The sequence below is a fragment of the Glycomyces halotolerans genome, from assembly GCF_054779575.1.
In genome coordinates this window covers 1-15,112 of the sequence record NZ_BAAGXZ010000039.1, presented here as the reverse complement: position 1 = coordinate 15,112, position 15,112 = coordinate 1, and the positions used below count along the sequence as shown (strand labels likewise).

The following is a 15,112-nucleotide window of genomic DNA, read 5'->3' as shown; positions in this document are numbered from 1 at the left end:
CGACGGCCATGCCGGTGACCGCCAGTCTCCTACGCCTTCGATGTACTTGCATAATTCGATGTCCTTCGTTCTTCGTGGCCCCGGCCGCTCCAGCGGCCCTTGAAGGGGAGGTGCTATCGGGTGTGTCGACTCGCGCGAAAACAGTTTGTGGATCGTTTCAACCGGGAAGCGCTCCCAAACAGATATTGATAGTCTCCGATATTTTGATGTTCGCCGAGTTTCGGACGACATGTCAAGGTTCTCGCGAAAATTTCAGAAACTTTCAGGATGCAACCGCTTGTTGTGGCACAGCCGCTTCCGAGTACTGGGATCCGATGCATCGTCCGAAGCGGACGCGGTGCGGCCACGTCTGTGGCGAACGGCAGCGGACCGACTGAGCGGCCCGCCGCCGGGTAGGCGATCGCAACTGTTTCGACAGTGGTTCGTTCTCGCCGACGATGCGTTGTGCGGCATCCTGGTCCGTGCTCTGCGGGTGCCGACTATCCGATGGTGATCGTGCCGGTGGCCGCCACGTCGTTGACGATCGCGGTCAGCTCGACCTCGCCGTGCCGCCATGCCCGCAGTTCATTCGTCTCCGGGTCGAACCAGGCGTCGTAGCGCCACCAGTGCAGCGGCCCGGGCGGGTTCGTGCCGACGTAGAGATCGCGCGAGCCGGCCCATTCGACGCTCATCGGGTAGCCGACCGGCATCACCGTCTCGCCCTGGCTCAGGGAGGCGTCGATCTCGATCGTCTCGCCGGGCGACAGGCTCGCCGCTTCGATCGCGAGCGCGTCGACCTGCGGGCGGACCTGCGCTGAGAGCCACTGCTCCCCGTGTCCCCACCGCCAGGGCGACCCGGCCTCGTTCACTCCGAACTCGGTCCAGCCGATGAAGCCGCCCTCTGCTGCGGTGCCGTGCGGGGCCTTCCCGGAGTTGCCGTTCACCCAGTAGGCGACGCCGTCGGTGTGGTCGGCGGCGAAGTAGCCGGCGTGCGCTCCGATGTAGGCCGCCTCCTTGCCGCCGGCGGCCTCGAAGTCGCTGAGCCACCGCTCGACTACGGCGACCTCGAGCCGGTCGCCGAGCCGGCTGGCCTGCTGCGGGCTGGTGTCGTGCGGCGGCACGTGCGCGACCACCGCGACCGAGTGGATGTCGGGGTCGTCGGCGGCCTCGTCGAGCGCCCGGCGGAGCATGACGATCTGCTCCCAGCCGCCCTCGCCAATCGTCAGCCCGGAGGTGTCGAGCGTGACGAATCTGGTGCCGCCGTGGTCGAAGGTCCGGTAGGCGGGCCCGAAGGCCGCCGACCAGTCGTCGATGTCGCAGCCCATCACCTCGTGGTTGCCGGGCACGTAGACCCACTCCATCGCGTCGCCGAGCTCCTCGTCGAGGATCTGCTCGGCCAAGGCGAGGTCCTCGCTCTCGCACTCGTCGACCAGGTCGCCGTTGATGACGAGGAAGTCGGCCTCGGAGCCCTTGATCTCGGCCAGGGTTCGGCGGGCGGATTCGACGATGGGGCTGTCGGGGTTCTCGCCGACGAACTGGGCGTCGGACATGACCGCGAAGGTCCAGTCGGCGCCGTCGAGGTCGCCGGTGATGAGCGGGTCGGGCCGGTTCTCGTCGGCCGGCAGCTCGACGTCGGGCGCCACATGGGCGACGAGGTCCGAGATGGTGATCTCGCCGTGGTAGGACGCGGTCGGCCCGGTCTCGGCGACGTAGAAGCGGTAGACCTCGACGGGGTAGCTGGTGCCTTCGGGGACCTCGAATTCGACCCGGCGCCAGCCTTCCCATGTCAGATAGTCGCCGCGCAGGACGACATTGCTTCCGGTGGCGTCCTTGAGATGGAGTGAAGGCCATTCGCCGTTGCCCTGCGAGTGGATCCACATGCCGAACCGCTGCGGCTGGCCCTCTACCGGGATGCTGTCCGCGGGCCAGGCGTAGGCGGCGCGGGTGGCGGTGGACTGCGTGAAGTCGTAGCTCATGGTGAGCCCGTCGCCGTCGTGTCCGGTGCCGGGCGCGACCGATCCGGTGGCGCGGGCGGCCGAGAACGTCCACTGCTCGGCGTCGGCGAAGTCGCTGACGACCCGCTCGGTGAGTCCGACGGTGACCGCGAGGCTCGTGGTGTGGCGGCCGACGGTGAGCGTCACCGTTCCCGATCCGCTGTCGGTCTTCGCGGTGACGGTGTAGCCGCCGAGGCCGTCCGGGTCGATCGCGAACAGGCTCTCGTCGTATTCGAGTTCGACGTCGGCCGGGTCGATGGGCGCGGTGAAGCCCGCCGCGTCGGCGCCGATGAGCTGGAGCGCGGACGTCGCGCCCGCGCCGGGCAGGGACAGAAGCCGCTGCGAGGCCTCGATCTCGGCGAGCGGGCCGAGGACCGTCATCTCGACTGATCCGCTGGCCCGCCCGGACCGGGCGGTCACGGTGACGGTCCCGGAGTGGCGGCCGGCGTGGAAGACGGCGCCGGAATCGACGTGGCCCGACCACGACGGCGTGGTCCGCCAGCGCGGCGTGGCCTCTGCCGGCGCGTACGCGGCGTCGTGGGCGGCGGCCGACAGCTGACGGCTGAGTCCGGGGAAGACGCGGCTGTAGTCGGCCGGGGCGATCGCGCCGGGGTCGAACGGCGCCTGCGGTTCGACCGCGAAGCCGGTGGCCTTGCCGTCGCCCGCGGGGACGGTGAGCGCCAGGCCGTTGCCCACCGAGCGTTCATGGCCGTCGGAGGGGCTGTTGACGGCTATGAGCTCGTCGGTGCCGGGCGCGCGGGCGAGCAGGGAGGAGGAGCCGCCGCCGTCGAGATTCAGCGCGCTGTGGGCGCCCATCTCGTGGAGCTGCTCGGCGACCTCGTTCAGCGTGTAACCGCCGCTGGCGGCCTGGCGGCCGTCGAAGGTGACCACGTACATGGTCTGTCCGTCCTCGGAGAAGCCGACGGCGGTGCGCGGGTGGCGGGCCCGGTCGGTGTAGTCGACCACTTCGCCGTTCTCGATGAGGATCTGACGGCCCGAGACCGCGGTCTCGGGGACCGACCCGTCGGTGACGGGGGAGAAGTCGACGGCGACGCCGTCGCCGACGGCGAGCGCAGCGAGGGCTTCGGCACCGGTCTCGCGTCCGAAGAGGACGACAGCGTCGCCCGCGATGGCCCCCTCCTCAGGGGCGTCGGTCACGGCGGTGACGACGCCGTCGACCACGGTGACGGCCGTTCGATCGGCGGCGCCGTCGGTGACGCGGTCCAGGTCGGCGGTTCCCCACTCGGCCGTGTACAGGCCGATCCGGTCGGCCGGGAGCCTGGTCGTGTTGAGCCCGTGGAGGTCGAGCGTTCCGGTGTCCGTAGCGGCGGTGCCGCTGAAGCCGATCGCCTGGATCGAGCCCCGGCCCTCGGCGTCGAAGGCGACGGTGTTGGCGGTGCCGTTGTCGGCGGACTTGACCAGCTCGCCGCCTTCGATGACGACGCCTTCGGGGCCGCCGGTGTCGTTGATGTCGAAGAAGTCGGCGTTGAAGGCGAGGACGACGTCCTCATGGCCTTCGACCTGTTCGCGGATCGGCGCGGAGTCGGCGACCGAACCGGGGGAGAGGTACTCGGGCCGCACGTCGGCGGTGAGGTCGACGGTGGCGGCGTCGGCGCGCAGCCAGCCCTGGTCCTCCCACCGGTCGAACGACTCGAGGGCGATGCCGGGGGCGAGGACCGTGGTCTCGCTGTCGACGGTGATGGAGTCCGGGGTCGCGTCCTGGGCCGCGGCTGGGACTGAGAGGAGCGCCGCGAGCAATCCGGCAGCCGTGAGGATCCAGGGGGTCGTTCGCACGATGGGACCTAGCCTTCGGGTCGTCGGCCGCCGCTCTCGGGGCAGTACGGCGGGCCGCTGTTCGTCGTCCCCCACAAGATCTCATGCAAATACGCTTCGCGGAAAGGACAAAAGTTGGAAATATTCTCCAAATTCTGCGCGAATCCGATCTTGCCTGAGAAGGACTAGAGAAGCGGAGGGCCGGCGCCAAGCACCATGGGATTTATTCATGTCAATACATTGACTCCCGTTCGAGCTCGATATTAGCGTGAACATGCCCTGATGGCCGCGGCTTCGGCGAGCGAGCCGGCTCGACTGCCGCGTACCGACCCAATAGGAGGAGTGACCATGCAGGTCGCCCAGTTCCGAATCGCAGTCCGAAGAACCTCGAGCCTCTTTTTCGCCGCTGTCCTCGTCGCGGCACTGTACGTCGCCGTCGATGCGCGACCGGCCGAGGCGGCGCCCGGCACGTCGTTCACCAACCCGGTCGTCGATGTGCCCAACAGCGCCGACCCGACGCTCGTGCAGCACGAGGGCTTCTACTACTACGTCGCCACGACCTGGGCCTCCCAGGTGGTCATGCGCAAATCCCCGACGATCGCGGGCCTCACTGGAGCGCCCGAGCAGGTCGTGGTCGAGACCGGCGGTGACACGATGTGGGCCCCGCACCTGCAGATGATCGACGGCCGCTGGTACCTGTACTACTCGGTCGAGCAGGGCGACCTGCCGCGCCGCACCCACGTGGCCCGCAGCGCCGGCTCGGACCCGATGGGCCCCTACACGGTCATGGGCATCCTCGACCTGATGCCGAACAACGAATGGGCGATCGACGCGGCCCCGATGCACATCAACGGGGACCTCTACATGACCTTCTCGGCGTTCCACGCCGACGGACTGCAGTCCAACTACATCGCCCCCATGGCCAACCCCTGGACCGCCGCCGGCCACGGCAGTCGGATCTCGGCTCCGGTGCTGCCCTGGGAGACCCAGGATGGGGAGGTCAACGAGGGAACGTTCCCCCTGTACCGCAACGGCCGGACCTTCCTGACCTACTCGGCCAGCGCGTGCTGGGGCCCGAACTACAAGATCGGGATGCTCGAGTACACCGGCGGCGACCCGCTGCAGATGAGCTCCTGGTACAAGTTCCCGGACCCGATCTTCGAGCGCAACGACGCCGCTGGGGTGTACGGCCCGGCGCACCACTCGTTCTTCACCTCGCCGGACGGCACCGAGACGTGGATCGCCTACCACGCCAACGACTCGTCATCCGACGGCTGCGGCACGACCCGCACCACCCGCGTCCAGAAGATCTCGTTCAACGCCGACGGCACGCCGGACCTGGGCGTTCCGGTCTCGACCAACACGGTCCTGGCGGGACCGTCCGGCGAGTCCGGTCCGTCTTCGCAGCGGATCGTCAACCGCCACAGCGGTCTCTGCCTGGACGACTACAACTTCGTCACCGATCCGGGCGCGGAGGTGCGGCAGTGGACGTGCAACGGCGAGGCCGTGCAGGACTGGTACCTGAACGACCTCGGCAACGGCTACCACGTGATCAGCAACATCTACAGCAACCTGTGCCTCGACGACTACAACTTCGGGACCGAGCCCGGAGCGGAGGTGCGGCAGTGGACCTGCAACGGTGAGACGGTCCAGCAGTGGGAGGTCGTCGACGCCGGAGGCGGTTACGTCAATCTCGTCAACCGGTACAGCGGGCTGTGCCTGGACAACTACAATTGGGGCACCGAACCGGGCGCCGAAGTCCGACAGTGGACCTGCAACGGCAACGCCGTCCAGCAGTGGCAGCTCGCTTAGTCCCGCAGCCGCCGGCTAGGCACCGGTGGCTGTAGACCGGGCCGTGCCTGGGACCGAGCCGGGGGCGGCCGATGCCCCGCTCCCGGCTCGGAGACGTCGCCGGGCTCCGCGCGGCGGGGCCCCGGCGGCAGGGCCGGACGTCACCGGCCGTGGACGCCGCCGCAGCGCGGCGACGCGGCGATCTCCAAGGTCACCAATGATCGGCCCGGCAGGTCGACGGTCGTGCCGGAGCGGTTGAACCTCGAGTCGTCGACTTCCTCGAGCGAGTGCTCCTCGTCGGTCACGTACGTCGTGATGCAGGTGCCCGGCTTGACGCCGTCCAGCTCGAGGTCGACGCTCGCCTGCGAGTCGCGGTTGTTGATGAGGTTGACGACCCGGCTGCCGTCGGCATTCCGGTAGGCCGAGATCTTCAGCAGCGTCCCGCCGGTCCCGGCATCGACCCGGTAGGCGTCGGGGCGGACGAAGCGGCTGTAGGCCGCGGTGGCCCACAGGCGCTTGGAGACGTTGTAGTCCGCTCCGTCCAGCTGGATCGGCGCGGCGGTGTTGTCGAGCGAGGCGCCGAACCACGAGATGTAGGCGTTGACCTCGCCCTTCGCCATGGTGTCGTGGATGTGGTTGGCCAGCGCCAGTCCGGAGTTGCCGCCTCCGGCGTCCCAGGCGGGGTTGAACGTCTCGCTGGCCGACAGCGCGTACTCCGACATCCAGGTGGTCGCGTCGGTCGGGAGCGGGTGGTTCGAGGCCGACGCGTAGCTGTGCCCGGCGTGGATGTCGACCCATTGCGACGCCTCGGGGTCGGCTTCGATCGCCTCGGTGTAGCCGGTCTGCTCGTTCCAGCCGAAGGAGTCGCAGCACACCAGGTTCATGTCGAGCCCGGATTCGTCGATGGTCGGGCCCATGACCTGCACGAAATCGTTGATCTGCTCGTAGTCGAACCGCATGGACGCGTACGAGGTGGTGTAGTCGGGTTCGTTGGTGAACCCGATGTCGGTGATCTCGATGCCCTCCTGCTCGTAGAACTTCGCGTACTGGATCAGGTACTCGGCGTAGGCCCGACGCCAGTCCTGTTCGCAGTCGGTCCCGGGCAGGCCGCAGAGCTCGCCGCCGTTGGCGTCGTCGCCGTTGGTCTTCATGTATCCTGGCGCGCTCCAGGCGTCGGCGTAGAACCGGTCGACGCCGTACTCTTGCGCCTGCTGTGCCAACCAGACCTGACCGCCGTCGTAGCCGTCCCAGACGTACTGCGGTTCGGCGTCGGGTCCGCCCGGGTCTTCGGGCTGGATCGACTTCGTCTTGTCGTATTCGTCGTCGCTCGAGGAGCCGATGCCGAGCCTGAGGATGCTGAACCCGGCTCCGGTCTCGGGGTCGAGCAGCAGGTCGAGGACCTCTTGCTGGTGTTCGGGCGTGAGTCCGTTGAGTCCGTTCATGACCGCGGCGCGTTGGAACGCCTGGGAGAACCCGAAGCCGTCGATGCGCTGGTGGTCGGCGCCGAAGTCGACCGTGGCGGCGGCCTCGGGCGGGAGCTCGGTGTCCGGCGGGGGCTGGAGCATCGTGACGGTGACGTCGTCGATGTGGTAGGAGGCCGTCTCGCTGCCGCTCTCGACGTAGAACTGCATTTCGAAGGCCGGTTCGGGCGGCGTGTACTCGCCGGTGACGGTGGTCCAGCCGGTGTCGGTGACCGAAGGGGCCGAAGCGATCCGGCTCCAGGTGGTCTCTCCGGTGCTCTCGGGCACCGACTGCATGGTGAGCGCGATCGGCGCCTCCGCCTCGCCGTCGGCGAGTCGGACGCTGACTTCGAACCGGTAGACCGCCTGAGGTTCGAGGACGTCGAGGAGGTTGTGGGCCGGTCCGTGCCAGCCGGCGGTGCGGCCGGTGGTGAGCAGGCTGTACTCACCGGAGTGCGCTCGCGCCGCGGTGGCTTCGAGTTCGGCGCTGCCGCGGCTGATCCAGCCTTCGGTGGTGCCGCTCTCGAAGTCGCTGGTGAAGACGTCTTCCGGTGTCTGTGCCTGGCTCGGTGCCGCACTGGTGACGGTGGCCGCCAGGCCGACCAACCCCATGGCAGCAACCGCTTTCAATCCGGGTCGCATCTCGCCTCCGAGCTTCTTCGCTGAAAGTTTCGGACGATATTCCGATAGTTCAATGAATGTATCGGTGGCGCCGGTAGAGCGCAAGGGGTGGCGCCGTGCGCTCTTCTCGTCGCCTCCCCATCGCACTATCGCGCGGACCGGCCGCTCGCCCGCCCTGCCACGGCGCGCTATGGTGCTTCCGTGTTCGTAAAGATCTGCGGCCTGACCGAGCCCGAACATGTCGCCGCCGCAGTCGAGTCCGGCGCCGACGCGCTCGGATTCCTCCTGAGCCCCAGCCCTCGGCGAGTGACACCGGAACGCGCGCGCCACCTGGCCGCGACGGTCCCGTCGAGCGTGCTCACCGTCGGCGTGTTCGCCGGCGCACCGGTCGAGACCATCCGCAGGGAAGCCGAAGCCGCGGGCGTCAAGGCCGTCCAGCTGCACGGCGACTACCGGCGGCAGGACTTCGAAGCGCTGGAGGGCTTCCCGGCCGAGCGGGTCCGGGCGGTCCCGGCCGCCGCACTCGGCGACGCCGCCTTCGGCGCTTTCGGCGAGGACTACCTGATCGTCGACTCGCCGCGCCCGGGCTCAGGCCGGGCCTGGGACTGGAGCCGCCTGCAACCGCGCCCGGACGGCAGGTGGATGCTGGCCGGCGGCCTCGACCCGGACACCGTGGCCGACGCGATCGCTCAAGCCGCGCCCTGGGGCGTCGACGTCTCCTCCGGCGTCGAGGCGCGACGCGGGGTCAAGGACCCCGAACTCATCGCCCGGTTCGTAGCGAACGCCAAGGCCGCCGGCTGACACCGCGAGCTGTCCGGCAGCGCCGTGTCAGCGGTCGTGTCAGCGCCACGGCAGGGCCGTGACAGGCCGCCCCGCGACGGTGGACGCATGACGGAAACAGCGATCGCGGCCTCAGGGCTGCGGAAGACATTCGGGGACAGGACCGTCCTCGACGGCATCGACCTGGAGGTCCGAGCGGGCACGGTCTTCTCCCTGCTCGGCCCGAACGGCGCGGGAAAGACGACGACGGTCAACGTCCTCACCACGTTGATGCGGGCCGACGCCGGGACGGTACGCGTCGCCGGCCACGACGTCGCCACCGAGACCAAGGCGGTCCGCGCCGCGATCGGAGTCACCGGTCAGTTCGCGGCGGTCGACGAGCTCCTCACCGGCCGAGAGAACCTGCGGCTGATGGCCGACCTGAACGGCCTGAGCTCCGGCCAGTCCACACGGGCCATCGCCGAGCTCCTGGAACGGTTCGACCTCACCGAGTCGGCGCGGCAGCCGGTGTCCGCCTACTCAGGCGGCATGCGCCGCAAGCTCGACCTGGCCATGACCCTCATCGGCGACCCGAGGATCATCTTCCTGGACGAGCCGACGACCGGACTGGACCCGCGCAGCCGCCGCACGATGTGGAACATCGTCCGCGAGCTCGTGGCCGACGGCGTGACCGTCTTCCTCACCACCCAGTACCTCGAGGAGGCCGACCAGCTCGCCGACCGGATCGCGGTGCTCGACCAGGGCCGCCTGGTCGCCGAAGGCACCCCCGACGACCTCAAACGCCGGATCCCCGGAACGCACGTCCGGCTCCGGTTCACCACCGTCGCCGAACTCGACACGGCCGCGCGGATCTTTCCCGACGCCACGCGGGACGACGAAGCACTCGCTCTGCGAGTGCCCGGCGACCCTGGGACCAGATCCCTGCGAGCACTGCTGGACAGGCTCGACGAGTACTCACTCGATGCCGAGGAGTTCTCGGTGCGCACACCCGACCTCGACGACGTATTCCTCGCCCTGACCGGCCACACCACGGAGGCAGCGAAATGAGCGCCAAATCCCACTCGGCGGTGATGTTGCGCCGCAACTTCAAACACATCTCCCGCAACCCGACCTCGGTGTTCAACGCGGTCCTGATGCCGATCATCATCATGCTGATGTTCGTCTACATGTTCGGGGACGCCTTCGACGTCGGCGTCGACTACATCGACTACGCCACGCCCGGACTGATGCTCCTGGCCGTCTGCTACGGACTGGGAGCCACCGCGACGTCGGTCAACGCCGACATGACCAAAGGCATCATCAACCGGTTCAAAGTCATGGACGTCTCCCGCGGCGCGGTGCTGAACGGACACGTCGTCGCCGGAGTGCTGACCAACCTGCTCGCCATCGCGGCCCTCGTCGGGGTCGCCTTCCTGCTCGGATTCCGGCCCACGGCCGGTCCCCTCGACTGGCTCGGCGTGGCGGGCATCGTCGTGCTGCTCGCCGTCGCCGCCAACTGGTTCACCATCGCCCTGGGACTGTTCGCCAAGTCGCCGGAGACGGCGGGCATCGCCTCAGTGCCGCTGGTCATGCTGCCGTTCTTCAGCAGCGCGATCGTCCCGGCGGAGATGATGGGGCCGGGACTGCGGCAGTTCGCCGAGTACCAGCCGTTCACACCGATCATCGAGACCATCCGCGGCGTGCTGGCCGGCGCACCGGACACCGCCGATGCGATCACCGCGGTCGCCTGGTGCGTCGGTATCACCCTCGCCGGCTATCTGTGGGCGTCCTCCACGTTCAAGAAGCGAGCGTGACCGCTACCAGCTGATCCCAGCTCGCCTCCGCGCCCTCCCGAGCCGCCTCGGCGAACCCAGCGTCGCCGAGGCGGCTCCGCGCCTCCCGCTCGATGCGAGCCACGTCCGGGTTGGAACGATCCGGCAGTCCGAGCACGCCGGTGCTCGCCGCGAGCAGCCGCGCCGCCTGCCGCCAGTGCCCTTGGCGCAGTGCCAGATCCGCGACTCCGACGATCGCCTGCGCAAGCATCGGCGCGTACCCCGAAGCGGCCGCCGCGCGGCAGGCCGCGCCGTGGCGCTCACGGGCCTCGTCCAGATCGTCGGCGAGGTAGCCCAGCAGGTGGTCCGTCACCGAGCTCAAGTTCACCGCCTTGTCGCCCAGCATGGTCGTCGCGGCATCGAGCTGCCGGCGGGCCTCCTCGGCGTCGCCGCCCCAGCGGGCGAGCTCCGCCTTCGCCAATGCCAGCTCCGCCAGCGCGTCCCGCCAAGTGACCCGCTCGGCGAGCCGCTCCGCCTCGGCGATCGCGGCCGCGCACGCGTCCTCGTCGCCCACCAGCCAGTACAGCCGAGCCTGCCCCGACAGCATCCTGATCACGTCCTCGACGGCGCCGACCTCGGACACGACCGCGATCGCCTGTTCGTAGTACTCGCACGCGGCCTCGAACTCGCCGCGCGTGGCGATGCGGTCGGCCAGCTCGGTCAGGGCGAAGGAGATCCCGTACCGCTCGCCGATCGCCCGAAACTCCGCGAGCGCCCGCTCAAGGTATGCGTCCGCGTCCCGCCCTGCGTGGCCGAGCACCACCCGGGTCTTGCCGAGGTGCAGCCGGGCGAGCGCACGCACCCAGGGGTCCTCGTTGTCCAGCAGCGGTTCCCACGCGGGCAGGAACGAGCCCGGCTCCCGCACGATGCGCTCCAGCGGGACGACCAAGGCCAGCAGGGGATCGGCGGACCCGCTGCGCTCGGCGAACGAGAACGCCTTGTGGATCCACTCCGCCGCCTGGTGTTCGTCGGCCCGACCGGAGGTGGCGAACATCGAGATGATCGCGTACACCATCGCCCGGATCTCATCGCTGACCTCACCGGGTATCTCAGTGGCCGCGATGATCAGCTCGATGCCCTCGGCCCGGTGCCCGCTGAGCCACCAGTACCAGCCGGTGCCGGCCGCGAGACGCATCGCCTCCCGCGCCTCTCCGGCCGCTATCGCGCCGCGCATCGCGGAGATGAGGTTATGGCGCTCGGCATTGAGCACGGCGAGCCACCGCAACTGCTCCGCGTGGCGCAGCCGCGGCTCGGCGGTCTCGGCGAGCTCGGTGTAGTAGGCCAGGTGCGCCCGCCGCGCCAGGTCCGATTCACCGACCTCCTCGAGACGCTGGGCGGCGTACTCCTTGATCGTGCCGAGCATCCGGTACCGCGGCGCGATGTCGTCCTCGGCGACCAGCAGCGACTTCTCGGTCAGCGCCGTGAGCAGCTCGAGCACCTGCTCGGGCTCGACCGCGTCGCCGACGCAGACCCGCTCGGCCGCCTCCAGGCTCGCCCCGCCCGCGAACACCGAGAGTCTGCGCAGGACGGTCCGCTCGGCGTCGGTCAGCAGCTCCCAGCTCCAGTCGACCATCGCGCGCAGCGTCCTGTGCCGGGGCAGCGCGGTACGGCTGCCGCCGGTCAGCAGGCGGAACCGGTCGTCGAGTCGATCGGCGAACTGCTCGATGGACATGGTGCGGAGCCTGGCCGCGGCCAGCTCAATCGCCAGCGGCATCCCGTCCAGCGCCCGGCAGACGCGTGCCATGGTCGACAACGTCGGGGCGTCGACGACCAGGTCCATGCGTACCGCGCTCGCCCGGTCCCGCAGCAGACGAACCGCCGGCGCGGACGCGATCCCGCCCGACTCGACGTCCCCCTCCGGCAAGGCCAGTGGCATCACCCGCCACAGCGCCTCACCGGTGATGCCGAGCGGTTCACGGCTCGTCGCCAGGATCCGCAGCCGCCGGCATTCGCCGAGCACGCGATGGGCGAACGCCGCCGCCGACTCGATCACGTGCTCGCAGTTGTCCAGGATCAGCAGCGCCTCGCGTTCGCGGAGCGCGGCGATGAGCCGGTCTGTCGGCTCCATGTCGGGCGCCTCGCCGAGCAGCGCGTCCCGGAGCCCGAGCGAAGCGAGCGCCGGTTGCACCACGTCACCGTCGGCCCCGATGGCCGCCAGCTCCACGAGCCAGACCCCGTCCGGCAGGTCGCCGAGCAGCGTGCGAGCGGTCTCCGTGGCGAGCCGGGTCTTTCCCGCACCGCCCGGCCCGATCAGGGTGGTGAGCCGGTGCTCGGCGATGAGCTCCCGCAGCGCGGCGACGTCGGCATCCCTGCCGACGAAGCTGGTCAGCTCGGCGCGCAGGTTCGTCCTCGGAGGCGCTTCGCGCCCTCCCACCTCGCCGCGCAGCAGCGCGACGTGCAGCTCGGACAGCTCGGGCGAAGGATCGGCGCCCAGTTCGTCGGCCAAGGTCTCGCTCATGCGCCGGTACACGCGCAGTGCCTCCGTGTCGCGGCCGGCCGAGACGAGCGCCCGCATGAGCGCGGCGACCAGCCGCTCCCGCAGCGGATACCGGGCCACCATGTCGGTCAGTTCGGCGACCAGCTCCGCACCGTTGCCGACGCTGACCTCCGCCTCGAACCGGTCCTCCACGGCGGTCAAGTGCAGGCCCTCGAGCCGCGTCACCGCCGCGTCGAACGCCGCACTGCTCGACAGCCCGACATCCTGCATGGCCGCACCGCGCCACAACGCGAGTGCCTCGCGCAGCAGCCGTACCCGCTCAGGATCCTCGGCTCCGCGCGCCCGGTCGACGAGACGTTCGAACCGCACCGCGTCCACGGCGTCGGGCTCCACCGCCAGCCGATAACCGCCCCTCCGCCCCTCGACCGACGCTTCAGGCAGCGCCTTTCGCAGCCGGGAAACCAAGCGCTGCAAGGCATTGGTCGCATCTGACGGCGGGAGGTCGCCCCAAATCCAGTCGACGAGCACGGACTTCGTCACCACGTGACCCGGGGTGAGCGCGAGGGCGGTCAACAGGCCGCGCAAGCGGGCGCCCGGCACGTCGGCCAAGACGCCGTCATCCGTACGAACCTCGAATGGACCAAGTATCCCGACCTTCACGCAGCCGATCTTGCCACGTATGAACGGCGGGCCCCGACCGCGGACCCGGCCCGGAAACCGTCTGACGCTTGGCCAGGCGCAATCGATGAATTCCACGCCGCCGGGTCGTCATAACCGATGGAATCGTCGTGAGAGAGGAGACGCCATGGAAACCAGCGCCGCACCCGCTACCTTCGTGCTCATCCACGGCGGCGGGAGCAGCTCATGGGACTGGCACCTTGTCGAACCGGAGCTGCGCGCGCTCGGCCACGAGGTGATCGCGGTCGACCTGCCGATCGAGGAAGAAGCCAACGGCATCTCGGAATACGCCGATGCGGTCGTCGCCGAGTGCGCCGGACGTCCGCGCCTGGCGGTCGTGGGCCATTCCTTCGGCGGGCTCGTGGCACCGGTGGTCTGCTCGCGCACCGACACCGACCTGCTGGTGTTCCTGTCCGGGATGATCCCGAAGCCGAGGGAGAGCCCGGGCGAGTGGTGGAGCGCCACCGGGCATGACGACCTCGGCATCACCTTCGACTCCCCCCAGCAGGAGATCGAGGTCTTCTACAACGGGGTCCCCGACGAACTGGTCGAGGCGTCATTCGACCACGTCCGGAATCAAGGCGGCGGCAAATGGGACGAGCCGTCCCCTCTCAAGGAGTGGCCCGACGTCCCGACCCGGTACCTGGTCTGCCGGGACGACCGCTTCTTCCCGCCGGACTTCGCCCGCGCCCACGTCGCCGAACGCCTCGGCATCGCCGGGGACGAGATCGACGGCGGGCACATGGTCGCGCTGGCACGACCGCGGGAGCTGGCGGAGCGGCTGCACCGGATCTGGAACGAATCGCGCGACTCTGCCGGCGCGTAAACCGGCCCGAGCGGCGCGGGACACCCGCCCGACCATGTGGTCGGTTCCGGTGTCGGCGTGAGACCGTCGGCGGGCGCCCCTGCTGTACATCGGAGGACTCTCGTGGTCGATTATTGCGGCCGAACGCTTTTTTCAGCAATCTGGAGCGCCCGGATCGCCGCCGAGGGAACGGAGCCCAGGTGGATACGAGGAAGCCTCCTACCGCATCCGGTTGCAGCGAACCGTTGCGGTAGGAGGCTTCCTCGTTCCTGTGGCGGTCTATCCCGCGTAGGTCTCGAATTCGGCGACCCTCGGGGTGCCGCTCGAGCTGGTGATGTGGAAGCTGATCTTGCGGAGCGTGGTCGGCGAGAAGCTGATGACGCCCGCGCCGCTGCCGGAGGCGAGGACCTCGCCGGTGTCGTGGTCGACGACCTGCCAAGACCCGATGTTGCCTTCGGCGCCCGCCGCCTCGCGGATGTTGATCGAGCCGATCGTGAGTTCGGAGTCCCACTTGATCGAGATGCGGCCGGTCGAGCCGGACGGCGACCAGTAGGTGCCCATGTCGCCGTCGCGGACGTTGCCGTAGCTGGTGCCGCTGGCCTTGCTCGATCCGTCGGAGCCCGCGCCGATGCTGAGGTTGGTGCCGCCGGGCTCGGTCGGGTTGTCCGTCGGGTCCTCAGTAGGCTCGTCGGTCGGCTCTTCCGTCGGGTCCTCGGTCGGGTCCGGGGAAGGCGGTTGTGCGGAGCAGTTGCCGTCGGATTCGCGCAGTCCCTTGCCGGCTCCGGCGGTCTGGTCGACGACCTGCGGTACGCAGCCGGCGTCGTCGAGATCGAAGGAGTAGGGAATGTCGACCGAGGTCGTGGACTGCGGGTTCGGGCCGGCCGGATGGTTGTCGCTGCCGTCGCTCGACCAGGTCACGTTGTCGTAGATATTGCCGGTCACCTCCCAGTAGCCCATGTCGTCGGTGTAGAAGGTGCCCAGCA

8 protein-coding genes and 1 pseudogene are annotated in these 15,112 nt (G+C 69.4%); 5 read left to right on the top strand and 4 right to left on the bottom strand.

Features of this window, described 5'->3' with window-relative positions; all coding sequences use genetic code 11:
- Positions 1–479: 479 nt before the first annotated feature.
- The gene (locus ACYVL2_RS19795) at positions 480–3,767 is read right to left on the bottom strand and encodes a phosphodiester glycosidase family protein (protein WP_460546537.1); all 3,288 of its coding nucleotides are present in this window, start codon (positions 3,765–3,767) and stop codon (positions 480–482) included.
- 327 nt (positions 3,768–4,094) lie between these two features.
- Here ACYVL2_RS19795 and ACYVL2_RS19790 point away from each other — a divergent pair, with 327 nt between their 5' ends.
- Positions 4,095–5,558 carry a family 43 glycosylhydrolase gene (locus tag ACYVL2_RS19790; RefSeq protein ID WP_460546536.1) on the top strand — a complete coding sequence of 488 codons (1,464 nt, stop codon included), beginning with the start codon at positions 4,095–4,097 and terminating at the stop codon, positions 5,556–5,558.
- A 140-nt stretch (positions 5,559–5,698) separates the two neighbouring features.
- Here ACYVL2_RS19790 and ACYVL2_RS19785 read toward each other — a convergent pair whose 3' ends face one another.
- A complete protein-coding gene (locus ACYVL2_RS19785; RefSeq protein ID WP_460546535.1) occupies positions 5,699–7,609 on the bottom strand; it encodes a carbohydrate binding domain-containing protein in 1,911 nt (636 codons plus the stop codon).
- A 210-nt stretch (positions 7,610–7,819) separates the two neighbouring features.
- Here ACYVL2_RS19785 and ACYVL2_RS19780 point away from each other — a divergent pair, with 210 nt between their 5' ends.
- The 3 genes from ACYVL2_RS19780 (at position 7,820) to ACYVL2_RS19770 (ending at position 10,191) form a co-directional block, all read left to right on the top strand.
- Positions 7,820–8,419, top strand: a complete 600-nt coding sequence (locus ACYVL2_RS19780) for a phosphoribosylanthranilate isomerase (protein WP_460546533.1) — start codon at positions 7,820–7,822, stop codon at positions 8,417–8,419.
- 87 nt (positions 8,420–8,506) lie between these two features.
- On the top strand, positions 8,507–9,445 hold the full coding sequence (locus tag ACYVL2_RS19775) for a DrrA family ABC transporter ATP-binding protein (protein WP_460546532.1): 939 nt from the start codon (positions 8,507–8,509) through the stop codon (positions 9,443–9,445).
- Positions 9,442–10,191 (top strand): ABC transporter permease, encoded by a 750-nt coding sequence (locus ACYVL2_RS19770; protein ID WP_460546531.1) that lies wholly within the window; start codon positions 9,442–9,444, stop codon positions 10,189–10,191. Before ACYVL2_RS19775 ends, ACYVL2_RS19770 begins: the two co-directional genes overlap by 4 nt.
- Here the strand turns inward: ACYVL2_RS19770 and ACYVL2_RS19765 are convergent.
- Positions 10,175–13,306 (bottom strand): BTAD domain-containing putative transcriptional regulator, encoded by a 3,132-nt coding sequence (locus ACYVL2_RS19765; protein WP_460546530.1) that lies wholly within the window; start codon positions 13,304–13,306, stop codon positions 10,175–10,177. The genes ACYVL2_RS19770 and ACYVL2_RS19765 overlap by 17 nt on opposite strands.
- Before the next feature lie 145 nt (positions 13,307–13,451).
- Here ACYVL2_RS19765 and ACYVL2_RS19760 point away from each other — a divergent pair, with 145 nt between their 5' ends.
- Positions 13,452–14,150: an alpha/beta fold hydrolase gene (locus ACYVL2_RS19760; RefSeq protein ID WP_460546529.1), complete on the top strand. Its 699-nt coding sequence runs from the start codon at positions 13,452–13,454 to the stop codon at positions 14,148–14,150.
- Positions 14,151–14,408: 258 nt separating this feature from the next.
- Here the strand turns inward: ACYVL2_RS19760 and ACYVL2_RS19755 are convergent.
- Positions 14,409–15,112 (bottom strand): annotated as a pseudogene (locus ACYVL2_RS19755) (hypothetical protein); the annotation flags it as partial.

Coding starts and splice junctions, on each gene's coding strand:
- ACYVL2_RS19785 (WP_460546535.1), bottom strand. CDS start 7,609: ATGGGGTTGGTCGGCCTGGCGGCCACCGTCACCAGTGCGGCACCGAGC.
- ACYVL2_RS19775 (WP_460546532.1), top strand. CDS start 8,507: ATGACGGAAACAGCGATCGCGGCCTCAGGGCTGCGGAAGACATTCGGG.
- ACYVL2_RS19760 (WP_460546529.1), top strand. CDS start 13,452: ATGGAAACCAGCGCCGCACCCGCTACCTTCGTGCTCATCCACGGCGGC.
- ACYVL2_RS19770 (WP_460546531.1), top strand. CDS start 9,442: ATGAGCGCCAAATCCCACTCGGCGGTGATGTTGCGCCGCAACTTCAAA.
- ACYVL2_RS19790 (WP_460546536.1), top strand. CDS start 4,095: ATGCAGGTCGCCCAGTTCCGAATCGCAGTCCGAAGAACCTCGAGCCTC.